At 45.8% G+C, this 26962-nt stretch carries 22 protein-coding genes; 12 read left to right on the top strand and 10 right to left on the bottom strand.

Going from position 1 to position 26962, the window contains the following annotated elements; genetic code table 11:
* Position 1 precedes the first annotated feature (1 nt).
* Complete coding sequence (locus AC1XUF_RS05510) at positions 2 to 1564, top strand: vanadium-dependent haloperoxidase (protein WP_483340668.1); 1563 nt, start codon at positions 2 to 4, stop codon at positions 1562 to 1564.
* 72 nt (positions 1565 to 1636) lie between these two features.
* Here AC1XUF_RS05510 and AC1XUF_RS05515 read toward each other — a convergent pair whose 3' ends face one another.
* The 3 genes from AC1XUF_RS05515 to AC1XUF_RS05525 all read right to left on the bottom strand — a co-directional run bounded on the left by AC1XUF_RS05515 (position 1637) and on the right by AC1XUF_RS05525 (position 4839).
* The gene (locus tag AC1XUF_RS05515) at positions 1637 to 3799 is read right to left on the bottom strand and encodes a xanthine dehydrogenase family protein molybdopterin-binding subunit (protein WP_483340669.1); all 2163 of its coding nucleotides are present in this window, start codon (positions 3797 to 3799) and stop codon (positions 1637 to 1639) included.
* A 33-nt stretch (positions 3800 to 3832) separates the two neighbouring features.
* Positions 3833 to 4324 carry a (2Fe-2S)-binding protein gene (locus AC1XUF_RS05520; protein WP_483341280.1) on the bottom strand — a complete coding sequence of 164 codons (492 nt, stop codon included), beginning with the start codon at positions 4322 to 4324 and terminating at the stop codon, positions 3833 to 3835.
* A 92-nt stretch (positions 4325 to 4416) separates the two neighbouring features.
* A complete protein-coding gene (locus AC1XUF_RS05525) occupies positions 4417 to 4839 on the bottom strand; it encodes a DUF3052 domain-containing protein (protein WP_483340670.1) in 423 nt (140 codons plus the stop codon).
* Positions 4840 to 4926: 87 nt separating this feature from the next.
* Here AC1XUF_RS05525 and AC1XUF_RS05530 point away from each other — a divergent pair, with 87 nt between their 5' ends.
* Complete coding sequence (locus tag AC1XUF_RS05530) at positions 4927 to 6162, top strand: DUF819 family protein (protein ID WP_483340671.1); 1236 nt, start codon at positions 4927 to 4929, stop codon at positions 6160 to 6162.
* An 11-nt stretch (positions 6163 to 6173) separates the two neighbouring features.
* On the opposite strand, the gene AC1XUF_RS05535 is transcribed toward AC1XUF_RS05530, so the two are convergent.
* Both AC1XUF_RS05535 and AC1XUF_RS05540 read right to left on the bottom strand, forming a co-directional pair.
* Positions 6174 to 6935: an MBL fold metallo-hydrolase gene (locus AC1XUF_RS05535; RefSeq protein ID WP_483340672.1), complete on the bottom strand. Its 762-nt coding sequence runs from the start codon at positions 6933 to 6935 to the stop codon at positions 6174 to 6176.
* Positions 6936 to 6940: 5 nt separating this feature from the next.
* Positions 6941 to 7318, bottom strand: a complete 378-nt coding sequence (locus AC1XUF_RS05540) for a response regulator (protein ID WP_082215385.1) — start codon at positions 7316 to 7318, stop codon at positions 6941 to 6943.
* Positions 7319 to 7503: 185 nt separating this feature from the next.
* On the opposite strand from AC1XUF_RS05540, the gene AC1XUF_RS05545 reads away from it, so the two are divergent.
* From AC1XUF_RS05545 to AC1XUF_RS05570, 6 genes are all read left to right on the top strand, one after another.
* On the top strand, positions 7504 to 8160 hold the full coding sequence (locus AC1XUF_RS05545) for a DUF1684 domain-containing protein (RefSeq protein WP_483340673.1): 657 nt from the start codon (positions 7504 to 7506) through the stop codon (positions 8158 to 8160).
* Between the two features lie 135 nt (positions 8161 to 8295).
* Positions 8296 to 10725 (top strand): phenylalanine--tRNA ligase subunit beta, encoded by a 2430-nt coding sequence (gene pheT / locus AC1XUF_RS05550; RefSeq protein ID WP_483340674.1) that lies wholly within the window; start codon positions 8296 to 8298, stop codon positions 10723 to 10725.
* Between the two features lie 46 nt (positions 10726 to 10771).
* On the top strand, positions 10772 to 11116 hold the full coding sequence (locus tag AC1XUF_RS05555; RefSeq protein ID WP_483340675.1) for a hypothetical protein: 345 nt from the start codon (positions 10772 to 10774) through the stop codon (positions 11114 to 11116).
* Positions 11113 to 11424, top strand: coding sequence for a cell division protein ZapA (gene zapA / locus AC1XUF_RS05560; protein ID WP_483340676.1), 312 nt, complete (start codon positions 11113 to 11115; stop codon positions 11422 to 11424). The genes AC1XUF_RS05555 and zapA overlap by 4 nt, the downstream gene beginning before the upstream one ends.
* 123 nt (positions 11425 to 11547) lie before the next feature.
* Positions 11548 to 13119 carry a ribonuclease Y gene (rny, locus tag AC1XUF_RS05565; RefSeq protein ID WP_483340677.1) on the top strand — a complete coding sequence of 524 codons (1572 nt, stop codon included), beginning with the start codon at positions 11548 to 11550 and terminating at the stop codon, positions 13117 to 13119.
* 15 nt (positions 13120 to 13134) lie between these two features.
* Positions 13135 to 14667: a P-loop NTPase family protein gene (locus tag AC1XUF_RS05570; protein ID WP_483340678.1), complete on the top strand. Its 1533-nt coding sequence runs from the start codon at positions 13135 to 13137 to the stop codon at positions 14665 to 14667.
* A gap of 61 nt (positions 14668 to 14728) precedes the next feature.
* Here AC1XUF_RS05570 and recA read toward each other — a convergent pair whose 3' ends face one another.
* Positions 14729 to 15796: a recombinase RecA gene (gene recA, locus AC1XUF_RS05575; RefSeq protein ID WP_483340679.1), complete on the bottom strand. Its 1068-nt coding sequence runs from the start codon at positions 15794 to 15796 to the stop codon at positions 14729 to 14731.
* Between the two features lie 202 nt (positions 15797 to 15998).
* Positions 15999 to 17492: a hypothetical protein gene (locus AC1XUF_RS05580; RefSeq protein ID WP_483340680.1), complete on the bottom strand. Its 1494-nt coding sequence runs from the start codon at positions 17490 to 17492 to the stop codon at positions 15999 to 16001.
* A 219-nt stretch (positions 17493 to 17711) separates the two neighbouring features.
* Between AC1XUF_RS05580 and AC1XUF_RS05585 the strand changes: the two genes are divergently transcribed.
* Together AC1XUF_RS05585 and AC1XUF_RS05590 are read left to right on the top strand one after the other, a co-directional pair.
* The gene (locus AC1XUF_RS05585) at positions 17712 to 18722 is read left to right on the top strand and encodes an aminopeptidase (protein ID WP_483340681.1); all 1011 of its coding nucleotides are present in this window, start codon (positions 17712 to 17714) and stop codon (positions 18720 to 18722) included.
* 12 nt (positions 18723 to 18734) lie between these two features.
* On the top strand, positions 18735 to 19538 hold the full coding sequence (locus AC1XUF_RS05590; RefSeq protein ID WP_483340682.1) for a DUF3108 domain-containing protein: 804 nt from the start codon (positions 18735 to 18737) through the stop codon (positions 19536 to 19538).
* Here the strand turns inward: AC1XUF_RS05590 and AC1XUF_RS05595 are convergent.
* Both AC1XUF_RS05595 and dnaA read right to left on the bottom strand, forming a co-directional pair.
* Positions 19525 to 20505 carry a GNAT family N-acetyltransferase gene (locus tag AC1XUF_RS05595; RefSeq protein ID WP_483340683.1) on the bottom strand — a complete coding sequence of 327 codons (981 nt, stop codon included), beginning with the start codon at positions 20503 to 20505 and terminating at the stop codon, positions 19525 to 19527. The two genes, AC1XUF_RS05590 and AC1XUF_RS05595, sit on opposite strands and share 14 nt — an antisense overlap.
* Before the next feature lie 51 nt (positions 20506 to 20556).
* The gene (dnaA, locus tag AC1XUF_RS05600) at positions 20557 to 21984 is read right to left on the bottom strand and encodes a chromosomal replication initiator protein DnaA (protein ID WP_483340684.1); all 1428 of its coding nucleotides are present in this window, start codon (positions 21982 to 21984) and stop codon (positions 20557 to 20559) included.
* 256 nt (positions 21985 to 22240) lie between these two features.
* On the opposite strand from dnaA, the gene AC1XUF_RS05605 reads away from it, so the two are divergent.
* Both AC1XUF_RS05605 and scpA read left to right on the top strand, forming a co-directional pair.
* Positions 22241 to 23623 (top strand): methylmalonyl-CoA mutase family protein, encoded by a 1383-nt coding sequence (locus AC1XUF_RS05605; protein ID WP_483340685.1) that lies wholly within the window; start codon positions 22241 to 22243, stop codon positions 23621 to 23623.
* On the top strand, positions 23620 to 25767 hold the full coding sequence (gene scpA / locus AC1XUF_RS05610) for a methylmalonyl-CoA mutase (RefSeq protein WP_483340686.1): 2148 nt from the start codon (positions 23620 to 23622) through the stop codon (positions 25765 to 25767). The genes AC1XUF_RS05605 and scpA overlap by 4 nt, the downstream gene beginning before the upstream one ends.
* On the opposite strand, the gene AC1XUF_RS05615 is transcribed toward scpA, so the two are convergent.
* Positions 25764 to 26960: a beta-ketoacyl-[acyl-carrier-protein] synthase family protein gene (locus tag AC1XUF_RS05615; RefSeq protein WP_483340687.1), complete on the bottom strand. Its 1197-nt coding sequence runs from the start codon at positions 26958 to 26960 to the stop codon at positions 25764 to 25766. The two genes, scpA and AC1XUF_RS05615, sit on opposite strands and share 4 nt — an antisense overlap.
* Positions 26961 to 26962 lie beyond the last annotated feature (2 nt).

Here is a 26962-nt window from a genome sequence, read left to right on the forward strand (position 1 = left end):
TATGAAAAATAAAAATCTGATCATGACCGGCAAAGCATTAGCCCTTCCAGCAGTTATCCTGTTCTTTACACTTTTTACGTCTTGTACGAAGACGGTTGACGAACCAACAGCAGGAATAAATAACCCTTCGAGTCTCGACGAAAAAGCGGGTACCTGGAAACCATATGTGCTTTCATCGTCCAGTGAAGTTGCAGTTGATGCTCCGGAAAACGTCACTTCCGAATACTACAAAACGGAAATCAAAAAATTAAAAGACATTGTCGACGCCATTACTCCTGTGCAAAAAGAGCAGGTTAATTATTGGGCGGCAGGCGCGGTGTTCCGGTGGAACGAAATCGGGCGGGAATTGGCAGCGCGCTACAACTCGCCACCTGCATCCACCCCTGATGGCAAATATCCGGTACCTGATGCAGCCAACCCGTTGGCTGACCCTAAATTCCCTTTTGCTAATCCGCCGTACACTGCACGTGCGCTTGCATATCTGAGTGTGGCCCAGTACGACGCACTTGTTGCCGCCTGGAACTACAAATTCAAATACAACCGCAAAGCACCATCTAAAAACGACCAGTCGATAAAAGCAATGTTACCGGTAACCGATCTTCCTTCGTACCCGTCAGAGGATGCAGTGGTGGCAGAAGCTTCTGTGGCTGTACTGAAGGCAATGTTTCCCGGTGAAGTACCTTATTTGGATGCCAAGTTAGCAGAGCACAAAAACAGCAGGATGTGGGCTGGAATGAACGTTGAAAGCGATATCCTTGCAGGTTCCAATCTGGGTAAGGCAGTGGCTGCCAAAGTAATGGCCCGCGCTAAGACAGATGGTATGAGTGCAGCAAACAATCAGGCCAAAACCGCAGAAATGATTGCGACCGCGAAATCCATCGGGACTACGGTACCCTGGGTAAGTCAGGAATTTCCTCCCCGGCCGCCTATGCTGCCGACCTACGGATTTGTTACCCCATGGAATTTCAGCAAAGAAACAGTCCCGACCCTCCGCCCTACCCCTCCTCCTGCGTTGGGAAGCACTGAGTTCAAGAAAGACATGGACGAGTTATTGGAGATTGCAAGCAACCAGACCCGGGAACAGGCCAAAATTGCGAGCTATTGGTCAGATGGCGTTGGAAGTTATACGCCTCCGGGACACTGGCACAGGAAAGGGGCCAATTTGTGCCACGACAACAATTTCAGCGAGGTGAGAACTGCACGTACTCTTGCACTGCTAGGTACCACTTTGCAAGATGCCGGGATATGCTGCTGGGATGCAAAGTATTACTATTATTATCCTCGGCCAAACCAGGTCAGCAAAAAGATCAAGACTTCGGTTGGGCTTCCAAATTTCCCTTCTTATACTTCCGGACATTCAACTTTTTCGGGGGCGGCAGCGGAATTGCTGTCGTTCATTTTTCCTTCTGAAAAACAAAATCTGGATGCAATGGCGTCCGAAGCTTCTGTTTCAAGAATCTACGGATTGATACACTATCGCTTTGATTGCGTGGCCGGCCTTGAAGGCGGTCATAAGATTGGCGCATTTGCAGTGGAAAGAGCTAAAACCGATGGCGCTCAATAATAGCTAAGATATGTTTAAGCAAAAAAGTCGACCCGCGTTCAATACTCAAAATTGAACCGCGGGCCGACTTTTTTATGCGAGGCGATTGATATCAAAAGGCAATTTTCTGATCCGCTTGCCTGTTGCCGCAAAAATCGCGTTACCCAATGCCGGCGCAATTGGAGGAAGTCCGGGCTCACCCACTCCACCTGGATTGGCGCCACTGTCCACAATATGAATTTCGACGAGAGGCATTTCGTTTAACCGCATCACATTATATTGGTGGAAATTGGTTTGATCGCAAACACCATTTGTGAATGTGATCCCATTTTTAATGGCGGCAGTAATCCCCATCACAATGTTACCCTCGGTCTGCGCCTTCACATTATCAGGATTCACGTAATAGCCACAATCCAATACGGAAACTACCTTATCGATCTTAACACCCTGATCTTTTTTGGAAACAGTGATACAACAGGCCGAAATACTACCAAATGAACTAAAAACCGCCAGTCCTTTGCCGGAGCCAGCCGGAAGTTTCTCACTCCAGTTCGCCTTTTCAGCCAGGGTATTAAGTACTTTTTCGAAACGGCTGTCTGTAAGAATGTCCAATCTGGCCTGTAGAGGGTCCTTTTTCGCAAGATGGGCCAGCTCATCGATAAAACATTCCTGCCCCCAGCCAAAGTTTGATGCATAAACAGACCTCCACCAAACCACCGGGATATCCGTTTTTATATTTGTCCAGCTTACTTTTGAAGCCCCGCTGAACTGGTATTTATTGTTCTCGCTACTCAGCTCGCCACTTAACCAGGGATCAGCCTCATTTTCTTTCAACTGATTGAAAACCTGTCCGGCAATGGACTCTCCGATGGCATGATGATGGAATCCGGTAATCTTGCCATTTTCCACAAACCCTTGCATGTGACTGAGCATTCCTGGCCGGTAGGGGCCCTGGCTAATATCATCCTCTCGGGTCCAGATCACTTTTACCGGTTTTTTAAGTTCTTTTGAAATATGGCACGCTTCCAGTAAAAAGTCGTGATAAGCCTTCCGGCCGAATGCTCCGCCAAGCAACGCCACATTTATCTTGACCTGCTCCGGCTTCACTTTCATATAACCACAAACATCTCTCAACGCCCAGTCCGGCCCTTGGATTGGCGCCCAGATTTCAATTGAACCGTCCTCTTTCACATGTGCAACTGCATTTTCGGGCTCGATGGGCGCGTGGGCCAGGAAAGGTGTTTCGTAATTTGATTCAATTTTTTCCTTAGATGCGGCATACTTAGCTAAGAAATCCCCCTTCTCTTCGAAATTGATCCCGTCTTTTTTCGCAGCCTCATAAGTGGCTTCGAAATATTTGGATGTGTTGACGGTCTGGTCATATATGCCATTGTCCCATTTTACTTTCAGCGCCTTCTTACCTTTTAATGCTGCCCAATAATTAGTAGCGATCACCGCTACTGCCTCCGAGGTCCGGTGCGGCATCGGGCGTTCGGTCCTCATCACATTCAAAACACCCTTTACCTTTTTTGCTTCTGTATCATCAATGGAAACTATTTTGCTATGTATGCCGGGGGAATGCAGGATACTGGCGTAAACCATTCCGGGTATGTCCACATCGATTCCATAGACAGCTTTGCCTGTTACCCGTTCGGGCACATCCAGCCGTTTATTAAACTTTCCTATGATCTTGAATTCCTGAGGGGATTTGAGCTTTGGTTCTTTTGGTATTTCAAGTTTTGAGGCATCTTCTGCAAGTTCACCATAGCTAAGACTTTTGCCACTGGATTTGTGCAGGATTTTACCATCCTCTGCCACGCATTCCTCGACCGGAACTCCCCACCTTTTCGCCGCAGTGGTTGCAAGCATTTCCCTTGCTGCGGCCCCTGCCTTTCTAATTGGCATCCAGAGTTCACGCACCGAACTGCTGCCTCCGGATGTCTGGCTTCCATATTTGTCCTGCCCATCACTCTGAATGATCAAGATCTTTTCCAGCTCCACCCCAAGCTCTTCGGCTAGAAGCGAAGGAACCGCCTGGGTTGACCCTTGTCCCATATCCGGCCGCGGATTGACCAGGGTAATGCTGCCATCTGTTGCTATGATGATAAATGGATTGATTTCAAGTTTTAAAACAGCGGGCAGCACCTTCTTAATCGTCGCATCTTTTGTGAATCCCGATACTCCCAAAGCGAGGCCAATGGAGGAAAGCGCGCTTACCCTGATAAAATCGCGGCGTGAAGCTTGTATATTTTTCAATGTCTTGCTAGCTAAAGGTTTACAGATCACTTTTTAGATTTTGCCAATTCCGGATTCTGAAACCTGCATTTCTTCCGCCGCGCGATGAATAGCCTTCCGGATACGGTCGTAGGTACCGCAACGGCAGAGATTTCCACTCATAGCCGCATCGATATCAGCATCCGTTGGCTTGGGAGTAGTTTTTAAAAGGGCGGCTGCGGACATAATCTGGCCCGACTGGCAGTAACCGCATTGAGGCACTTGCTCCTCAATCCATGCCTTTTGAATGATATGCATTTTACCGTCGCCTATCCCTTCAATGGTTGTTATCCTGTCATTCTTACCGACACTGGACACGGGAGTCTGGCATGACCTTGTCGGCTGGCCGTTAAGGTGAACTGTACAGGCACCGCACATGGCCATCCCGCAGCCAAATTTGGTTCCTTTCAGGCCAACAAAGTCGCGAACAACCCAAAGCAGGGGCATATCGGGCTCAACGTCAACTTTAAACTTTTTACCATTAACTGATAAATGATACATCGCCATATCCTTGGTGCTAAATTTCAGGTGAATATTGTAGGGCGTAAAATACCTCAAAAATTTCGTTTAAACAACCCACGAGATTCGCAGTCAACGTCTTAACAGAATAGGCCGTCTCTCAATTTTAATGGGATTACTAATTTAAGTCCTGACCAAACTTCGTCGACAGCACAAACCTTGACGTCGACCAGCCCGTTAGCTAAAGCCAGTTTCCGGATTAAATCTTCATTTACGTCGGTTTGAACTTTGGAGGCCTTTTTGGGCCAGGATATCCAGATGATGCCATCGGCGAAAATCTCATTGCGCAATAGCAGCAAGTCCCGTTCAAGGTGATCAGCGCTTGAGGCAAAATAATGTACCAGGTTCTTTTTAGTCCCATCCAGTTTGCAAAAGGACATGCCGGGCGGCAGATCAGAAAATAAATCAAGATAATGCCCAGGTTCACCAACCAATGCAATCTTGTACCCTTCTTTAAAGCCCAGCTTTTTGGCCAGAGGTGTTTTTGAATAGCCGGCAGACAAACATGATCTCTTTGCTGATGATCCGGTTATGAAGTTAGTAAAAACAAGACTATTTTTAGATCCGTTAATTCCTCTTTTTGCAATTAAATGATTTCAAACGACGCCGTAGTACTGGGTATCCTGATGCTGATCCTTGCAGTGGTTTTTTACACGTCATCCCTTCCCGGCAATATATGGAAACGATTTTATAATGTTATTCCGCCATTACTGCTTTGCTACTTTATTCCGGGCTTGCTTAATTCGACGGGCATCGTCAACGGCGGTTCTTCTCAACTTTACCCCGTTGTTTCAAAATATTTCCTTCCTGCATGCCTTGTACTTTTCACCATTGGAATGGATTGGAAATCCCTTGCTAAACTCGGTCCGAAGGCGCTCATCGCTATGCTTGTGGGAACAGTAGGCATTATGCTGGGCGGTCCGATCGCGTTGTGGATTGTAGGAAGTATAAGCCCTCAGACAGTGGCGGGGCAGGGAGCTGATGCGGTGTGGAGGGGCCTTGCCACAATAGCAGGAAGCTGGATTGGCGGCGGGGCTAATCAAACCGCCTTAAAAGAAGTATTTCAGCCGAGCGACCAGCTATTTTCCCAGATGGTCGCCGTGGATGTTCTTATTGCGGAGCTCTGGATGGCGGTACTAATCTACGGAGCTGGAATGTCCGCGAAAATTGACAAATTTTTCGGGGCAGATAGTGATCAGGTCGGCCAGGTTAAAGAACATCTGGATGCCGAGCAAACAGGAAATGAAAGAATCCCAGTAGTAAGGGATTATATTTTTCTTGCGGCCGCCGGCTTTGGGGCTACCGGGATGGCTCACGGACTGGCCGAAATCATTACACCTTATCTTTCTGAAAACTATCCGTTTCTTGCAAAATACAGCCTGACATCAACATTCTTTTGGGTCATTTCCATAGCCACCCTGATTGGGATAATGCTCTCCCTGACACCGGCCAGGAAATTAGAACATATTGGCGCCTCGAAACTTGGTTCTGTATTTTTATATGTATTGGTTGCGACGATTGGGATGCAGATGGATTTGGGTGCGGTGGCCGGCAACCCAGGTCTTTTCGCCATAGGCCTAATCTGGATCTCGGTTCACGGCATTATTTTGATTGCGGTCTGCAAGTGGCTAAAAATCCCGTTTTTCTTTTTAGCGGTAGGAAGCCAGGCCAATGTTGGCGGTTCTGCTTCGGCTTCTGTGGTAGCAGGGGCTTTTCACCCGTCACTCGCGCCTGTGGGTGTTTTATTGGCAATTCTGGGCTATGCAATAGGTACTTATGGAGGTTACCTTACCGCCCTGATGATGCGGTGGGTCAACGAAGGCTGACAGGATTGAAATTATAACTCCAAAACCAGGCCGTCGTACGCCAGATGTACATGCGGCGGGAGTTCGCTTTCAATTTCGGCATGCAGACCGAGCTTATGGCTGATGTGGGTTAGATAGGCCCTCGGAACGTTCAGCTTGTCAATCAGGTCCAGTGCCTGAGCAAGTGTAAAATGCGATAAGTGCGGTTCTTTTTGTAGCGTGTCCAATACAAGCACGCTGGACCCTTTTATTTTTTCCTGCTCCTGCTCTGAAACATAATTGGCATCTGTAATGTATGTAAAATCTCTAATCCGGTAACCATAAACAGCGAGCTTATGATGCATTACTTCTATGGGTATAAACCGCACGCCATCCACCTCAAACGGCTCGTTTTCCACGGGATGAAGTTCAAATGAGGGCACCCCGGGATATCGTTTTTCCGAAAAAGCATAAGCAAACTCATTGCGGATCTGATTGAGTACTTCCAACCGCCCGTACAGCGGCATATCCTTTTGCCGGAGATGATTGTAGGCCCTGATATCGTCCAATCCGGCGGTATGGTCCTTATGCTGGTGGGTGAAAATAGCAGCATCCAGGTCTTTTACATTTGCCCGGAGCATTTGCTGCCTGAAATCGGGACCGGTATCTATGACAAAAGATTTGCCCTGTGCCTGAATCCAGACGGAAGTCCTTAAACGCTTGTTATGTAAGTCAGTAGAACGACAAACGGCACATTCGCAGGCAATAACGGGTATACCCTGCGAAGTGCCGGTTCCTAAAAATGTAATCCTCATCAGGTTTATTCTGTCAAATGCGCCACCACTTCAACCAGACGGTCAAAATTCAAAGGCTTCATCAACGCATCGTCAAATCCTGCTTGTTTAAAATCTTCTTCCGAGTAATTTTTTGCATTGCCGGTGATGGCAACGATCGGCGTTTTGGCCTTTTTCTCGTTCGGCAATTTACGAATGCTTCTTGCACACTCCATTCCGTCCATCACAGGCATATTGATATCCAGCAAAATGATATCAAAATCTTCTTTTTCAAGGAGTTGCAAAACTTGTTCTCCATTTTTGACAGAAGTAATTTCATAGTGTTGAAATTCCAGAATCTTCCTTGCCAGATTTTGAATAACAGAACTGTCTTCGGCAATGAGTACTCGCTTTGTGTATGACATACGATGGGTCAGGTATTGTGTTGAATGATTTGCAAGGTCAATTTAGGGATATTTCGATCAACATCGCTAAAACGCCGGATGCGAAGATTCAAAATTATCATAAAAAAGTAAATAAACATCCTATACTTTTTCAAAGCTGTCTTTCGATGTAAGTTTGCAGACTCTTTACAATTATTACTCCGGTTATGTTTAAAAACAAAGTGATCCGTTACAGTACGATCGCCATGCTGATTGCCATTCTGGCCTATTTTATTGTAGAAAATTTTTCAGGTAATGGTGCTGGCCTGTCGGATCAGGAACTGATTACCAATCCCGCACAATACAAAGCGAGAATCCTGGAACAGCGTGCGGCAAAAGACGAGCAATTCAAAACGGCAGACGACTCTCCTATCGCCGATAAAGAAACATTTCACGGGTTGCATTACTTCGAGCCGGACCTGTCATTTCGGGTAAAGGCCAACATTTCTCCTTATATGAAGGACGATAAGGAAGTGGTAGTGAAATACACAGACGGCACTTCTGAGAAATACGAGAAATATGGTTATGCCAATTTCACCGTCCAAGGCGAACCTCAAAAGCTGCTGCTGCTTAAAAATGAAAGTATTATTTCCGTGCTTTTCAAAGACGAAACCAGTGGCAAGGAAACTTATGGCGGCGGGCGCTATTTGGATTACCCTGTAGCTGAAATCAAGAACAATATCATTATCCTGGATTTCAACAAGGCGTATAACCCATATTGCGTTTATCAGGCTACTTATGCCTGCCCGGTACCTCCTGCCGAAAACAAACTGACCGTCGCAATCCGTGCGGGCGAATTAACCGAGGGCGCTGTTCACAAATAGCCGGATCACAGATACATGGGCATAAAAAGTCACGGGTATTATGTGCTTACAAATGCCGGTCAAATTTTAAATCATTAATTTTGTAGAAAAGACAGACTAGGTGATTGTCTGTCTTTAAACTTTTAAAGCATTCGCATGAAGATCTCTTACAAGTGGCTTAAAGACTTAATTGAAATTACAGAAACACCCGAAGATATCGGTAAATTATTGACGGCTACCGGTTTGGAAGTCGAAGGAATAGAAGAGATCGAATCGATTAAAGGAGGATTGAATGGTGTCGTGATCGGTGAAGTGCTTGCCTGCGAAAAACATCCGGAAGCTGACCGCCTTAAAAATACGACCGTCGATGTAGGCCTTCCCGAACCCCTTCAAATTGTCTGCGGTGCACCCAATGTTGCAGCCGGACAAAAAGTGATCGTTGCAACGGTTGGCGCCGTACTTCATCCGACAGGCAGCGACCAGCCACTGGTTCTCAAAAGATCAAAAATAAGAGGGGCGGTATCGGAAGGAATGATTTGTGCTGAAGACGAACTTGGACTTGGCACTTCCCACGATGGCATTTTAGTTCTGGATACCGATTTACCCAACGGCACCCCGGCTAGTACATATTTTGGCACTTCCTCTGATTATCTGATAGAAATCGGACTTACCCCTAACCGGGCCGATGCCGCCTCACATTATGGCGTCGCCCGCGATTTGAGGGCAGTTCTAAATCGTCCGATCAGCCTGCCTTCGGTGGAGCAATTTTCGGTTTCCAATCAAATTTTGCCTGTTCAGATCGAAGTCAGAAACGAAGAGGCTTGTCCCAGATATGCGGGCCTGACTATTTCAGGACTGACGGTAGCCGAATCACCAGCCTGGCTAAAACAACGTCTGGCAACCATTGGTATTCGTTCCATCAATAACATTGTCGATGTTACCAATTATATATGCCACGAATTGGGCCAGCCCATGCATGCCTTCGATGTGGATAAAATTCTCGGAAAAAAAGTCGTTGTCACAACCGTTCCTTCAGATACCCCTTTCGTGACGCTGGACGGTGTTGAAAGAAAGATATCTGACGGCGACCTGATGATTTGTAATGAAGGCATTGATGGAAACCCCGAACCGATGTGTATTGCCGGCGTTTTTGGTGGCTTAACATCGGGAGTTACCAGTTCAACAACTTCCATATTTCTGGAATCGGCTTATTTTTCACCCATTTGGGTGCGCAAAACCGCTCAACGTTTTGGGTTGAAAACCGATTCCTCTTTCCGCTTTGAACGTGGTACCGACCCCAATATGCCTGTATTTGCCCTGAAAAGAGCGTCCTTGCTTATTCAGGAAGTCGCTGGTGGAGTAATATCCTCAGAAATAACGGACATTTACCCAAACCCGGTGCAGCATTTCAGGGTAGCCATGAAATACCACAATATCAACAGGCTCATTGGCAAGTCTCTTGATAAGGAATTGATAAAAAATATTCTTGCCGGACTGGATATTCTTATCGAGGAAGAAACCGAAACCACTTTTACCGCAATTGTTCCTCCTTACCGGGTCGATGTACAGCGTGAAGCTGATGTAATTGAAGAAATTCTCCGTATTTACGGTTTTGGTCAAGTCGAATTGTCCGATGCGATGAGCTCCGATTTCCTGTCCGATTTCCCGGTAAATGATCCGGAAAAACTGAGATTGCGCGTATCCGAGTTGCTTGTAGCAAATGGCTTCAATGAAATGATCAATAATTCGCTGACCAAACCAGAATATCAGGTTTCATTAAGCGAAAGCTTGCCGGGCAGTCCCGTCAAAATCCTTAATTACCTGAGCGAAGACCTTTCGGTTATGCGTCAGACGCTGATTTTCTCGGGATTGGAAGTGGTGGCTTATAACAGCAACCGCAGACAGCGAGATCTCAAACTATTTGAATTCGGAAAGACATACCACGAAATCAATGAAAAATATGTTGAGAAGGAACGACTATCCGTTTTTTTGACAGGCAATTTTCAACATGAAAGCTGGTTCGAAAAGTCGCGTGAAGTGGTGTTTCATGACCTCGCTGCGTTTGTGAACCAAGTGCTTACGTCCCTTAAAACCAAGGAAGTTGAGAGGCAGGAGGCGGACAAAACCATTTTCAAATTCGGGCTCACTCTTCTGGTCAATCGCAAGCCGATTGTTTCATTTGGCCAGCTAGCCAATACGATTACTAAAAAACTGGACATCAAGGTGCCGGTCTTTTATGCCGATTTCGATTGGGAATACCTGCTTCGCCAATACAGTTCAGCTGTGGACTATAAAGAAGTACCTAAATTTCCTGAGGTACGCAGAGATTTGTCTGTGGTTGTGGACAAGAAAATCACTTTTGAGGAATTACGGCAGATTGCATACAAAACCGAACGCCAGCTTCTGAAGTCTGTAAATGTATTTGATGTGTACGAAGGAGCCAACCTGGAAGGAAAAAAATCCTATTCGGTCAGTTTCATTTTACAAGACGACCAGCAGACACTTACGGATAAGGTAATCGACAAATCCATGCAACGATTGATTTCGGCGTATGAGCGTGAATTTGAAGCTTTGATCAGAAAATGATTTAGACTATATTTTTTTGCTTTGACGGAAATTTTAAGGTTCGAAAATGGAAAGGAGCATTGAACGCATTATTGAACATAAGCTATCCGACCTTGAGAAAAAGCTCGAGATCCTGATCAACACAAAAGAGAAGCTAAGTTGGACAAATTCAGAGCTGTTACGCGAAAATGCAGAGCTCCGACTGGCCAATATCAAGCTTAAGGAAGAAGCAAAAGAATTGAAGAAAAAACATGCCACTTTGGAAAAAGACTTTAATAAGTCCAAAAGTTTCGCTAAAATTGTCACTAGTAAACTGACACCAACAAGCGGAATTGCCGAGTTGAAAGATTCAGTTGAAAGATATATACAAGAGATTGATAAGTGCATAGAGTTGCTTGAAGATACCTTATGACAAAAAGTAAAATACCTAACCCTGATGTTTCTGTCTTTATAAAACTGCTGGACAGAGGTTTCAAACTGAGCGTTCCGGCGGATCAGGAGAAATTTTACAGGGACGGGTACGAGGTTTTCCTGCAGCGCGTGCAACAGCATAAATTAAGAGGTAAAGTATACGGTGATATCGAAGCGATTGCACTTACTTCCATTGAGTGCTTGGTAGCATTGCAAAGGAACCAGGAGCAAATGAACAATGTGATCATGGCTTTTAAGAATAGAGTCGAAAAACTGGACGAGACCATTACCAGCGCAATCGAAAGCTAAGCAACTATACACCAGGCCTTTAATTTTACAACATCTTCTTCATATTCTTTCAATTTCTTCATTTTCGGCATTTTGACGCGGGTGTAGTTTGGTAAAACCAACTATATATAACCATTCATTGAAATGTCAAATTCTTTGTTTTTCATCGTAGTCCTGTCTGATATCATTGCCGTAGGCGTAGGTATTTTCGCAGGCAAATACATCTTCAAGAGATCTTTCGATCAAAAAGAGAAAGAAGCCCAGGAGCGGGCTGCCGAAATTCTTCGCAATGCTGAAAGTGCCGCTGAAAACATTAAAAAAGATAGAATACTTGAAGCGAAGGAAAAATACCTGCGTTTAAAATCTGAATTCGAAGAGGATGCGAATAAAAAACGGAGCATTCTTCAGACCAACGAACAAAAGCTGAAACAGCGTGAGCAAAGCCTCAACCAGACAATGGAACAGAACAAGCGCCGCGAGAACGAACTGGAAACGCTTAAAAACAACTTAAACCAGCAGCTCGAAACTGCCACGAAGCGGCGCGAGGAAGCGGAGAAGTCCCTGCAGCAACAGGTTGCCCAGCTTGAAAAAATAGCTAACCTTACTGCCGATCAGGCCCGCGACCAGTTGATCGATGCACTCAAGGCAGAGGCCGATACCAGGGCCGGGTCATATGTGAAAAGTGCAATGGAGGAGGCCCGGCTAACCGCCACCAAAGAAGCTAAGAAAATCGTGATTGAGACCATACAGCGCACAGCCGCGGAGCATGCGATTGAAAACTGCGTGTCTGTTTTCAATATCGAAAACGATGACATCAAAGGAAAAATAATTGGTCGCGAGGGGCGAAACATACGTGCTTTGGAAGCTGCTACGGGGGTTGAAATTATTGTAGACGACACCCCTGAGGCTATTGTAATTTCTGGTTTTGATCCTGTAAGAAGAGAAATTGCCAGACTTTCACTCCACCGACTTGTTCAGGATGGAAGGATTCACCCAGCGAGAATTGAGGAAGTGGTAGCCAAAACGCGGAAAAACATTGACGATGAAATTGTGGAGATCGGCGAAAGGACAGTCATCGATATGGGTATCCACGGTTTGCATCCCGAACTGGTGAAAATGATCGGCCGCATGCGTTTCCGGTCTTCTTACGGACAGAATTTACTCCAGCACTCACGCGAGGTAGCTAAGCTTTGCGCCACGATGGCCTCCGAATTAGGACTTAACACCAAGCTGGCTAAAAGGGCTGGGTTGCTGCACGATATTGGAAAAGTTTGGCCGGAAGAGTCGGACCTTCCTCACGCTATCCTGGGAATGGAGCTTGCAAAAAAATACAAGGAGAACCCCGAAGTATGTAACGCGATAGGAGCTCACCACGATGAGATAGAGATGACAAGCATCCTCTCACCAATCATCCAGGTATGTGACGCAATATCAGGTTCACGCCCGGGAGCACGTCGCGAAATGATGGAATCATACATTCAACGCCTGCGCGATCTTGAAAATATGGCCCTGTCGTTTGAAGGTGTTGAAAAGTGCTATGCGATTCAGGCAGGTCGTGAATTGCGTGTGATTATTGATGCAGATAATGTTTCGGACGAAAAGGCTGGTATGTTGTCATTTGATATTTCCCAAAAAATTGAAAAAGAAATGCAATATCCCGGTCAGATCAAGATTACTGTGATCCGGGAGATGCGTTCAGTTGCGTACGCGCGTTAATCGATCCAAGAATACATGAATTACTCACAACTTAGCAGTTCCGAACTAGTAACAATCCATACGCTCGGCGATTTAAAAAAGGCAGGTTACCAATCGCGCTCCATCAAACAGGAGTTACGGGATAACCTGATCGCCAAAATCAGGAGCAAAGAGCATATTTTTCCAGGAATATGGGGATATGAGGAAACCGTCATCCCCGATGTGGAACGTGCTATTCTTTCCATGCATAACATCAACTTCCTTGGGTTACGTGGACAGGCAAAAACACGTATCGCGAGAATGATGGTGGGTTTGCTCGACGAATACATTCCTTACATCGAAAATTCCGAACTGCATGATGACCCCTTAGCGCCTTTATCCCGATTTTCAAAGGACGCGATTAGCGAATATGGCGATCATACCAAAATTGCATGGCTGCACCGTGATGAGCGGTATACAGAAAAATTAGCTACTCCCGACGTTTCAGTTGCGGATCTCATCGGGGATGTCGATCCAATTAAAGCTGCGACGTTGAAACTCCCTTATTCCGATGAAAGGGTAATCCACTTTGGACTAATCCCGCGTTCGCACAGGGGTATCTTTGTTATCAATGAATTACCCGACTTGCAGGCCCGCATTCAGGTTGCACTGTTCAATATTCTTCAGGAAGGTGACATACAAATCCGGGGGTTCAAGTTGAGACTGCCTTTGGATATTCAGTTTGTTTTTACTGCCAATCCGGAGGATTACACTAATCGCGGAAGCATTGTTACACCGCTGAAAGACCGGATTGAAAGTCAGATCGTTACACACTATCCCAAAACCATCGAAATCGGAAAAAAAATAACCGAGCAGGAAGCCGTTGTTAAACCAGAGCAAAAGGATTTGGTGAAAATCAACGAGTTGGCTAAAACACTGATTGAGCAAATCGCATTTGAAGCGCGGGAAAGCGAATATGTGGACAGCAAAAGTGGTGTTTCGGCACGTTTGACTATTTCGGCCTATGAGAGTCTTCTAAGCACCGCCGAAAGAAGGGCGCTGATCAATGGGGAACACGGTACCTACGTGCGGATTTCTGATCTTTACGGTGTTGTTTCGGCCATCTGCGGAAAGGTGGAACTTGTATATGAGGGTGAAGTTGAAGGTCCGGTGATTGTCGCCCAGAATTTGATTGGTAAGGCAATCCGTACACAATTCCTTCATTTCTTTCCGGACCCCGAAAAGAGCAAAAAAAGCAAAATCAATCCTTATGCGAAGGTGATCGAATGGTTTGGTGCAGGTAACGAAATGGAAATGCCAGGTGACATGACCGACCGTGAGTATATGGCGAGATTGAAAACCATTGATGGTCTGGACGACTTCGTTGATATGCTCAGTGCTTATTCCGACGCAGAGGAAAAGCTGTTTATGATGGAATTTGCATTACATGGAATGGCTGAGTTTTCGCTGATCGGAAAGCAATCGCTGGATTTGGGGATGAAATTTCAAGATCTTGTTAGCAGTATGTTCTCCGGCCCCGGCGATGAGGACTATGATTTTGAAGACGACGACGATCGCAAGCCGTTTTAAATAGAATCCAAAAGAAAATGCCCTGTTTCAAGCAGGGCATTTTCTTTATATTTATTACGGTTTATAATGGAGCACCTTCATCCACTACGTTCGGCTCGCTGGTGTCAATCAAAGAATCGGGGTCGTTATTGACCTTTCCACGAATTTTCGATTCAAGTTCTTCCATCAACTCTGGATTGTCTTTTATCAGGGCCTTTACAGCATCCCGGCCTTGCCCAAGGCGGTTTCCTCCGTAACTGAACCATGATCCGGCTTTCTTAACAATATCGAGTTCTACAGCCAAGTCGATGATCTCTCCAACTTTTGAAATCCCTTCTCCGTACATGATATCAAATTCAACCACTTTGAAAGGTGGCGCGACCTTGTTCTTCACAACTTTCACACGGGTACGGTTGCCAAGGATTGCATCTGCACTTTCTTTGATCTGACCTACCCGACGGATATCAAGACGTACCGAAGCATAATATTTAAGTGCATTACCACCTGTAGTCGTTTCAGGGTTTCCGAACATCACACCGATTTTCTCGCGAAGCTGGTTGATAAAAATGCAGCAGCATCCGGTCTTGTTGATCACCCCGGTCAGTTTGCGAAGAGCCTGCGACATCAACCGTGCCTGTAAGCCCATTTTACTGTCGCCCATTTCCCCTTCAAGTTCAGCCCTTGGGACCAACGCTGCAACGGAGTCGATCACAATGATATCTACCGCGCCACTACTAATCAGGTGCTCGGCGATCTCCAGCGCCTGCTCGCCGCTGTCTGGCTGGGAGATCAATAAGTTACTCGTATCAATACCCAGTTTTTCAGCATAAGACCTGTCAAAAGCATGCTCCGCATCAATAAAAGCAGCTAACCCACCCTTCTTCTGAGCCTCGGCGATACAATGCATGGACAATGTGGTTTTACCGGAAGATTCCGGCCCATATATTTCCACAACCCTGCCGCGAGGTACTCCACCAACGCCTAATGCAAGATCAAGCCCTAATGAACCGGTAGAAATAACCGGTATATCCAAAACCTTACTGTCGCTCAAGCGCATAACAGTCCCTTTTCCATAAGCTTTGTCAAGCTTTTCAAGCGTGGTCTGAAGTGCTTTTAGTTTGTTGTCTTTATCTGTGTTTGGTTGTGCCATAAAATGGTAACAAAATATTTAGTTTGTACATAAAAAAGCGGCTTTTGCGTCACAAAAACCGCTCAAAATGGGTCTTTACTGAGTTGTAAAAATATCGAATTTCGCCCGTAATTGCAAGCCGATTTTGTACCTGTTTTAATAAAGGACAACGGGGTTGGTATGTTTACGCATATTGCTAAAATGAATTTTTAACCGGCTATTTTTACTTATCAATCGGTCTTTGCGGCGCCATTATCATCTCATAAAACGAGTCACTCTTTCCAAGATACTGATCCGCTTCCCGTTGTGACCATCGATCCTTTAATACCTCGTAAATATTGGGGTAGGTATCATAGGGGATCGGCTCAAATGCGACTTTATTCGAAAATAAGCTTTTTGTTATCGTATTCGTTCTGATAGACCTCCCAACTCGTCCGATCGCAATAAACGAACAGGAAATCAACAAAATCAAACAGATCACAACAAAAAACGATTTCCTTACTTGATTCAAGAGGGTTATCCAGGAATTATATGCCAGCGGATAAAACAGGTATACGCCAATGATTAAGAGATACGGCATCATTCCCCGAAATAAGAAATCGTTTACCTTTCCTATCCGATACATGGGAAAGAGCATGAAGAACGCCATGATCAAATAGAATGGGAAAGGGTCCAGGATAAAGGAAGTCCAGTTTCTCGAATACTGGTAAAATAAAAAAAACAGCACCAGATTGATCCCGATGTTGACAAGGTATTCAATCAACCGGCTGGGCAAATGGTCAGGGAATTGCCAAATAAACCCTGATATGGGCGCCTCTTGGTGGGATAGGAAGAAAATGAGGACCGGCAAACAAGTCAAAAAAGGAATAGCGACAATTTGAACTGTAAACGCCCAATCCAATCTGAATCTTAATTGCACCCACTTCCTGACAATCAGTACGGCGGCCAGCAGTCCAGATGTAAATGCAGGAAAAACTGCCCACCAGAAAGTGAGCGCCACAGGAAAAACAATATGCTCAACGGGAAGTTGGTTTTTCAAGAGATAAACAAAAATGCCGCCCACAATAAGTGTAGGTATTACCTGATTGGGAACCCACAACAAATTCTCAAAATTGGACCAGGATTCAATCCCAAAATCACCCATTTGATACCAGACGTGGGTGAATTTATAAAATACCGTTTTGATTACGTGAGGGGTATCGCCAACGGCCGTAGCCAGCAAAGTGTAGAGGATTTTCTTATTCAGCACGATGTAAATCCACGCCAATCCCAGAAAGAATCCAAGCGCAGTCCAAATAAAAATAAAGGTTTCGCTAATACTCCCCAACCATTTGGACACGAGTGCAGGTACTACATAATAACCGTAATAATAGGAAATTACAGGCCCGGTTGAAGGGATTCGAATAGGCCATGGGTATTTGAAAAGCTCGTAAAACTTTGTATTGTGGCACCAGTGATCGAAAGTCTGATAAGATAGGCCAATGATACCGGAAACAAATGTCAGAAGAAAAGCTACGCCGGCCAGCAAAAATAAATCCTGCTTTGACAAAATCATCGCCTCATTTGACTCTTCCGACTTAATACTGCTTGCAAATGCCACAGCCAGAACCATAATACCCATTGTCGCGATTGCAGGTGCCGTCCAGTACAAGAAAAAGATCAGATTGGGGAGTAGTAAGTAACCTAGCGTTATAGGTTTAAGCAAGTTCAATTTCATGTTAGGCGGGAAGGTAATAAGTGTACATAAGGATACAAATATACCTATCTCGCCTACCCAGGCGTATTAATTTACCGTTAAGTTACTATACGGTTACGATCAGTCAATTCTATTTGTTTGACCTGCCCAAAATAGGTTGATTTGCCTAAATTTGTCAGGAATCACAATTCATCCATATATTTCCTTTGTCCTGTGCGTAGAAAATGGTTTTTAGGTTTTTTGGCGGCATTTCTTATATTGATCATCTATTATCGTGAAGTCCTCAGTTACGGATTGATGCAGGCGAAGGGGCAAATCGGTATCCTCACCAATGTTGAAGATGTGGAAGATGTTTTGAAAAACCCATCTTTCCCTGATACCCTTAAAGCGAGGATCCGGCTTATTCAGGAAATAAAAAAATTCGGGGTCGATTCCCTGGGCCTCACCCCTTCAAAAAACTACACTACCTTTTACGACCAGCACGGAAAGCCACTGATCTGGCTCATTACGGCTTCCGAGAGGTACAAGATCGAGCCTCACAAATGGCATTTTCCAATTGTAGGGACTTTCCCCTACAAAGGATTTTTCGATTCTACCAGGGCTGTTGCCGAGGAAAAAGAATTGATCAAACAAGGGCTGGACACGGATATAGGGGATGTATCGGCCTGGTCGACATTAGGCTATTTTAAAGATCCGATCCTGTCCAGTATGTTAAAAAGAAAGGATGGAAGCCTGGCCAACCTGATCCTGCACGAACTTACGCATGGTACGCTTTTTGTGAAAAATAACCTCGAGCTGAATGAAAACCTGGCCAGTTTTGTCGGGGATCAGGGGGCTATCCGATTTTTGAAATACAAGTATGGTCTGGACTCGCCCCAATTACGTACATACCAATATTCAAAAAAATACAATGATGCCTATTCCGGTCACATGCTAAGAGGCGCAGTGAAGCTGGACAGTCTTTATAAAACATTTGGAAGTGACATGTCGCCGGACAAAAGGAAAGATTCCTTAAAAAGAGCGATGATATTTAACATACTTAACGATGCTGATACACTTCTGTCAGGCAAACGTACGTTTAAAACCAAAACCGGGCTTTCAGGAGACCATTTACCTAACAATGCCTATTTTATCAGCTACCTGACTTATAAATCGAAGCAAAATATGTTTCTTGAAGCGTTTGAAAATAAGTTTGGAGGGGATTTAAAAAAATATCTGGCTTACCTGAAGACGAAATACCCCTCTATGTAATTCCTTTTTAGCATGAAGAAATCGTACCTCTTACTAGGCATTTTAACTTTACTGTTTTTACTATCTTTCCGCCAGTTCGAAGAAAAATTCGAGCAAAACAGGGTTATACCCAATAACAGTTTTGGCACAGGAGAAAGGGTTGAATATCGGGTACATTATGGTTTTATCAACGCCGCCGAGGCAAAAGTGGAAGTTTCCAAATCTGTATCAACGATTAATAGCAGGCCTTGTTTCCGGGTAAATGTGACAGGCAGAACGGTGGGTGCGTTTGACTTGATCTCCAAAGTACGGGATACATGGCGATCGTATATCGACACTTCAGCGATCCTGCCGCATCTGTTTGAGCGTCAAATCCAGGAAAACAGGTATCGTAAGGAGGAGAAAATCTATTTTAACCATAGTAAAGATCAGGCCATTTCAAGCGTAAAAGACGAAACAAAAACCTTCAATGTACCCAACAACATCCACGATATCATCAGCGGCTATTTCTTTTTGAGAACGGTCAATTTCGATAAGGTCTCGGAAGGTGAAATCATCGAGGTACCCACTTTCTTTGATGGTGAAGTTTATAAATTAAGGGTTAGATACGTTGGCAAAGATGTAATCAAAACCAAATTCGGGAAAACCCGTGTACTGCGCATCAACCCCTTAATTCCTGATAACAAATTTTTCAAAGGCGAGGGTGCCATGCGTTTATGGGTTTCCGATGACTCCAATAAAATCCCGTTGAAAGCAGAGGTCGAACTTATGATAGGCTCACTCGAAATGGACCTTAAATCGTATAAGGGACTGCGAAAAGACCTTATCTGGTTTTAATGGCAAGTCTTTTTCGGAAATTTTGCAGCTGTCGAAATGGCTGCCAGAGCCGGTTCCTGCTGATCTTTACATAGGGGACCTCCTTCGCTCCAAAGCTCCTGTAAAAAGTGGATATGCTGTCAATGTCCGGACTTTCAAAATCAAATATCTGTAAATCTTGCGCCTCAGTATTGAAGAATTGGTCCAATAGAAATGTTCTTGCATTTCCTTTTCTGCCCATCGGGTCCGCGGCATTGAATAAATAAATTGCCCTACCGGCATGTTTTACAATTATAATCCCTGCGTGGATAGTCCCCTCTTTTTGAGCATACCATAATTCCGCTCTATTTAGCATCCACATGTTCAGAAAAAGCGACTCCAATGTTTCGTAAGCCTCACGATCTACGCCACCTTCGATGCACAAAGCGTGATTTTGAACAAAAAGATAAATCAGGGGATGAATATTCCTACTTTTTATAATTTTCCAACCGACCTTTCTGCTTCTTTTCAGGTTAACGCGGCGATCCGCTGAGTAACTATGGTGTAGTGTATCGTAATCCCTGTCCAGATCCAACCAGTGCGTAATCTGCTTGGAAAAAATAACGTCACTGAACCGAGTTCGGATGTTCATGAGCAATGTGTAATTTTCGGGATTGAAATGATATGCGGATATATACGAAAAATGAGCTGAAAGGGTTTTCAGGAACACCTCAGCCTCCTCGGCAGTAAGCCGCGCTTTCGAAAAAATACCCAAGTATTGGCAAAACAACGGCTGATAAACGATCAGCTTGCCTACTTTCCTGCGGACCGGCAATGGCATTACAATCCGGTAATCGTACCGTGACGGCCAAACCAGCGCCTTCCAATCTCTGCATACGAGATCCAAATAATAAGTAAACCCATAAATGACGGATTGTTCAGATCGCTCGATAAGCTTGTTCCAGGCAAGGTTCCGGATTTTGGATCTGGGAATGAGGGCAGGTTTCAAAATGCAGTATCAGGACGAAAATAGTTTTACCTGATACTTAGACGTCTGCGTCTATTTAAAGTAACTTCTAAGCTTTTGTAAAGTTTCCTCCACGTCCGGACTTTCGCCCATCAACAGGTTTACACTTTGAATGGAATGGATCACGGTACTATGGTCGCGGCCCCCAAAATGGTACCCGATGGATTTTAACGGAAGGTCGGTATACTCTTTGGCCAGAAACATCGCAAGTTGGCGGGGATATACAACCTCCTTTTTACGGCTTTTGCTTTTAAGGTCGGCAATAGTCACCTGAAAGTAGTCGGCAATCACTTCCTGAATGGTGTCGATCGTTACTTCCTTACTCTCATTCATTACAATGTTGCGCAAGGTATTTTTTGCCAGCTCAACGTCAATTTCCCTTCTCGTTAGCGAAGCTTGCGCCATCAGGGAAACGATCACACCTTCCAGTTCACGCACATTGGAGTTGACACTATGCGCGATATATTCTATTACGTCATAATCTATGAAAATACCTTCGGACTGTATCTTTTTCTGGATGATGGCGATACGGGTTTCAAAGTCAGGAGCCTGCAAATCTGCTGTCAGTCCCCATTTAAAACGAGACAACAGGCGGTCTTGCAATCCCTGCAATTCCCTCGGAGGGCGGTCGCTCGTCATGATGATCTGCTTTCCCAGCTGATGCAGATGATTGAAAATATGAAAGAAGGTGTCCTGCGTCTTTTCTTTACCGGAAAGAAACTGGACGTCATCGATCGCAAGTACGTCCACTTTCATATAAAAGTCCGTGAAATCCTGCAGCGTGTTATTTTTAATCGAATTGATAAACTGGTTGGTGAATTTCTCGGAAGATACATATAGCACCAGCTTGTTCTGGTAGTGGTTCATAATGTAATTCCCGATGGCCTGCACCAAATGCGTTTTCCCCAATCCCACCCCTCCGTACATCATCAACGGATTAAAAGAGGTAAGTCCCGGGCGCTGCGCAACAGCAAAGCCAGCCGATCGGGCCAGCCTGTTACAATCACCTTCGATAAAATTGTCAAATGAATAATTGGGGTTCAGGTAAGTATCCAGGTTCATGGAATCCTGGTCTTTGTCCTTATGATTGGAGCCTAGCCTGGGATCCGTCACGAAATTGTCCGGCTTGGAATAATTGGGTGATTTCTGGGTAGAAACATTCATGGTCAGCGGCTGGTGCTTCTCATTGCCTGTGTCTACAATGATGGAATATTCCAGCATACCATCACGGCCAATCGCATAATCGAGCGCTTTTCGGAGAAGGTTTACGTAATTGTCTTCGAGCCACTCATAAAAAAACTGACTAGGCACTTGAATCGTAAGTACTTTACCGTAAAGCTTTAACGGCCGGATAGGTTCAAACCACGTTCTAAAACTCTCCTCCGGGATGTGCTGCTGGATCACTCGCAGGCAGGCATCCCAAATCTGGTCGACTTCTTTATATGCGTTCGTTCTTTCCAATGTATAGCTTACCAAACTCTATGCTTTATAATTTTAGGGACGGCAAAGATATAAAAATACCTGGTCTCGCAACTTTGAACCAGGGTTCAATTTAACATCAATGGCATGTTTCTCCAAACGCTAAACTAAAAACAGTTGAATTATCTTGTAGCACTTTGTTCGCGGATACACCTCCCCGTAGCCTGAAAATTATTGTTTCAAATTTGTAGCTTTGCTCTTACTCCGCATATCCTATTTATCCTGCTTAACTGAAAAAATGCCAACTACTTTGTTTTCAGAATTCGGTCCAATGGACAAAGGCGCTTGGAAAAAACAAGCGTCGAGAGAGCTGAAAGAAAAATTCAGTTCAGTTGCCAGCTGGGAAGTAGGCTCGGGATTGTATACAGATCCCTACTGTACGGCGGAGGATCTTGATACTGAAAAGGTATCAGAAATGCAGGCTTACCAGAAGAAAATACCTGGCTGGCTTAACATGCCCGTTATCACTTTTTCGGATCCTGTTTCAACCAATTTATCTTGCAGAAATGCTTTAAGCAGCGGTGCGGATGCTGCGATCATTAACTTGGGCAGATCCAACCTTGCGCAATGTGATTTCCCAAAGTTGCTTCACGGAATTCGTTTGAGCGACACACCGGTTTTCTTTCAAACTGCCGAGAATTCTGCCGATTTATTTACACTGATATCAAAAAATGCCGGTTACTATCTGAAAGGTGGAATCTTTTTTGACCCGATTGCCCACTGGATGCGAACCGGCAGGGAATTCGGCGGAGGGTTCGATGCAGCAGCAAACCTATTTAGCCGTACCAAAAACATGCGGGAGTTCAGGCCATTAATGGTTGAAACGCATATTTACCACAATAATGGTGCAAATCCCGTAGAGGAACTCGCTTTGGCAGTGGCAGCAACAGCCACCTGTATGGATTTCCTGACAGACGCGGGCATTTCGCCATTGATCGCCTTTAACAGAATGCTTTTTTCGGTGTCAATCGGGACGCAATACCTCACCGAAATTGCCAAATTAAGGGCTTTGCGGTTTTTATTGGGGAAAATCACGAGCGCATACGCATTGCCAGAAGAGTTGTGTCACCCTTATATTCATGCCCAGGGCTCGGCATTTTACCATTCAGAGGCATCGTCCCATACGAATATGGTCAGGTCGTCGTCGGAAGCAATGAGTGCCGTTGTTGGCGGCTGCAATGCGCTTACCGTTTCACAATTCCATGCGGATTCCGAACTTCGGAACGATTTTGCCGAACGCATCGCCCGCAACACCTCTTCCCTATTGAAGTATGAAAGCGGCCTTGGATCCGTTGCGGACCCGGCTGCCGGATCTTACCTGCTGGAGAGTATGTCCGCCGGACTGGCCAATGCGGCGTGGGACATGTTTCTTGATCTGGAAGAAAAAGGTGGGCTTGTCAACTGTTTCAAAAATGGAATTGTCCGGGAAATGCTCACAAATTCATTGAACAAGAAAATTGAACTGCTTGCGAGTGGACAGGTATTTGTGGGTGTAAACCGGTTTACTGAAAACGGAAAGGCTTCTGGCTTGCGGACCACTTCCGTGCTGGCCGATAACCCATTGCTTTTGCAAGACAAGAACCTTCAGGCCTGCTTTGAACAAAGATATCCCGGCTTATGAAACCTGACTTCAAAAACACCCCAATCAAGGCCGACCGGGCTGAAACCCAACCCGGTTACCCGCAGGCAAAACCTTCACAAACCGCCGAGGGGATCAGACTGAAACCGAATTTTACCCAGGAAGATATCAAAGAAGCGGAGCACCTCCATTTCGGCGCGGGCGTGGCCCCGTTCCTCCGGGGGCCTTATGCAAGTATGTATCTGGAACGCCCATGGACTATCCGTCAATATGCGGGATTTTCGACAGCGGCTGAGTCTAATACTTTTTACAAGAGCAACCTTGCGGCTGGCCAAAAAGGACTCTCAATAGCTTTCGACCTTGCGACACACAGAGGTTACGATTCGGACCACCCCAGGGTAACCGGAGATGTAGGCAAGGCTGGCGTTGCCATTGATACGATCGAGGATATGAAAATCCTCTTTGACCAAATCCCGCTGGATCAAATGTCGGTATCTATGACCATGAACGGTGCTGTGATACCCATAATGGCTTTCTTCATTGTAGCAGCGGAAGAACAGGGCGTCCGACCCGAACAATTATCCGGTACCATCCAGAATGATATCCTGAAAGAATTCATGGTCAGGAACACTTATATCTATCCTCCCGGACCTTCTATGCGTATTGTCGGGGATATTTTCGCCTACACTTCCCTGCACATGCCCAAATTCAATTCCATCAGCATCAGCGGTTACCATATGCATGAAGCTGGCGCCCCTGCACACATTGAGCTGGCATATACGCTCGCCGACGGGCTCGAATATATCCGCACCGGACTTAGGGCCGGTATTCCGATCGATGAATTTGCGCCTCGGCTGTCTTTTTTTTGGGGAATCGGGATGAGCCATTTTATGGAGATTGCTAAAATGAGGGCAGGGCGCCTGCTGTGGGCTAAAATTGTCAAACAATTTGATCCTGTCAATGAAAAATCGCTTGCGCTCCGTACCCATTGCCAAACCAGCGGTTATAGCCTGACGGAGCAGGACCCGTTCAACAATGTGGCAAGAACAACCATCGAAGCGATGGCGGCGGTCATGGGGCATACACAATCGTTGCATACCAATTCGCTGGACGAAGCGATGGCGTTGCCTACGGATTTCTCCGCCAGGATTGCCAGAAACACCCAGTTGTTTATTCAGCATGAAACAGACCTCTGCCATGCTGTAGACCCTTGGGGTGGTTCTTATTACGTCGAATACCTGACAAAAGAACTGACCGAAAAGGCTTGGCAGCTCATTGAAGAGGTTGAGCTGCTGGGGGGAATGACAAAAGCAATTGAAACTGGTTTGCCAAAGATGCGGATTGAAGAAGCCGCAGCCAGGAAACAAGCCCGGATAGACTCAGGAAAAGATGTCATTGTGGGTATCAATCGTTTCAAGATGGAGAATCCCGAACCCATCGACCTCCGCGACATCGACAATCAGACGGTGAGGATTGCGCAAATTAAGGCTCTTAGGCGAATTAAACAGGAAAGAAACCCTGAGGAAGTTGGCAAGGCGCTTGTAGCAATCACAGCGGCGTGCCGCCAGGCCGGCGGCAAGGACATGAGCAGCAATTTGCTGGCACTTGCGGTGGTTGCGGCACGTAAAAGGGCTACTTTAGGAGAAATTTCAGATGCTATGGAAAAGGAATTCGGGCGTTATAAATCAACCATTCGCTCGGTGTCGGGCGTGTACCAGGCCGAGGCTTCCGATGACGAAAATTTCCGTCTCGCCATGCAGATGTCCGATCAGTTTACAGAGCTGGAAGGTCGACGCCCGCGCATACTGGTTGCCAAAATGGGCCAGGATGGTCACGATCGCGGCGCGAAGGTTATTGCCACAAGTTTTGCCGACCTCGGATTTGATGTCGACATCGGCCCGCTCTTTCAAACGCCGGCGGAAGTAGCCAGGCAGGCTGCTGAGAATGATGTCCATGTTGTTGGTGCCTCCAGCCTCGCTGCAGGCCATAAAACCCTGATCCCGGAATTGATCGCGGAACTAAAAAACCTGGGGAGAGATGATATCATGGTGGTTGCCGGCGGAGTGATCCCGCCCCAGGATTACCAGTTTCTCTATGATGCTGGTGTGAAGGGTATATTTGGGCCCGGAACCATCATTTCGGTAGCAGCACAAAAAATTCTCGCAGAACTCATGCAGGAAGATTAGTTTACGGCCCCGAAAACCAGTGAGGTGCAATTCCCGCCAAAGCCAAACGAATTGGAAAGGGCATAGCCGATTTTCCTGTTTTCTGAAAAGCCAGATACCGGCGCCTTATCCGGTGTGCCGATCGGCGTCCGGAGGTTCAGGCTTGGATATAATTCCGAATGGACAATACTTAAAATACTGAAAATCGCTTCTATGGCACCCGCAGCCCCAAGCGTGTGCCCGGTAAAGGATTTCGTAGAACTATAAGGTGGCATATCTGCGAATAAATGGGTTAATCCATAAAACTCCACTTCGTCGTTATTTTGAGTACCGGTGCCGTGCGCATTTACATAACCAATTTCCTCAAAATCAATTCTGGCAGACTCAACTGCTTCCCGCATAGATCGGATCGCCCCGATCGCATCGTCAGACATAGCCGAAGGATGATAGGCGTCATTTGCATTTCCGTAACCGGAAACCTCTGCATACACTTTCTTATCCTTTACAAGTTCCTCCGCTTCGAGCACCAGATAACCAGCACCTTCACCCAGATTGAGCCCGTTCCTGTTTTGATCAAAAGGTCGGCAAACCGATTCTGAAAGAATTTTTAATGCATTAAATCCATTGACCGTGTATTTGGCCAGACTATCCACTCCTCCCACGATGGCCCTTTTTGCCCGGCCGGTTCTGATCAGTCGCGCTCCCATCATGATCGCATTTGCAGAAGATGAACAAGCAGTATTGATTGTATCTGTAAAACCCTGCATTTTATAGCGTCTAACCAGCTTAAGGCTATGTGCCGAACAGCCGTAGGCTTCCAGATAAGGAGATCCTGCCGAACGGAGATTTGCATCCTCATAGAGCTGATCGGTCAGGCACATTCCCCCAACCGTGCTTGCCGAGATGAGTGCAGTCTTGTAAGACGACACCTGGTCCGGAGTAAGGCCGGCATCGAGTATTGCCTCTGAGAAAGCTTTATTTGCGAGCAGGCACGTTCGGGTGTAATCGGTGCAGTCTTCCAAACCCAAGCCCTCCTTTAACTTGTCGTTGCTGATACGGCATTCACCAAAAGGCAATGTGGCGGCATAGTGAGAGTCGAAATGAGAGGCTTTGCCTATTCCGGTTCGGGCATTGCGCAAACTGGCATGGTTGTCTTTCAGGTTCTCTCCAATTGCAGAGATAATCCCCATGCCGGTAACCAGCGCTTTACTCATTT

The organism is Dyadobacter sp. HNCC25DJ185 (assembly GCF_056895195.1).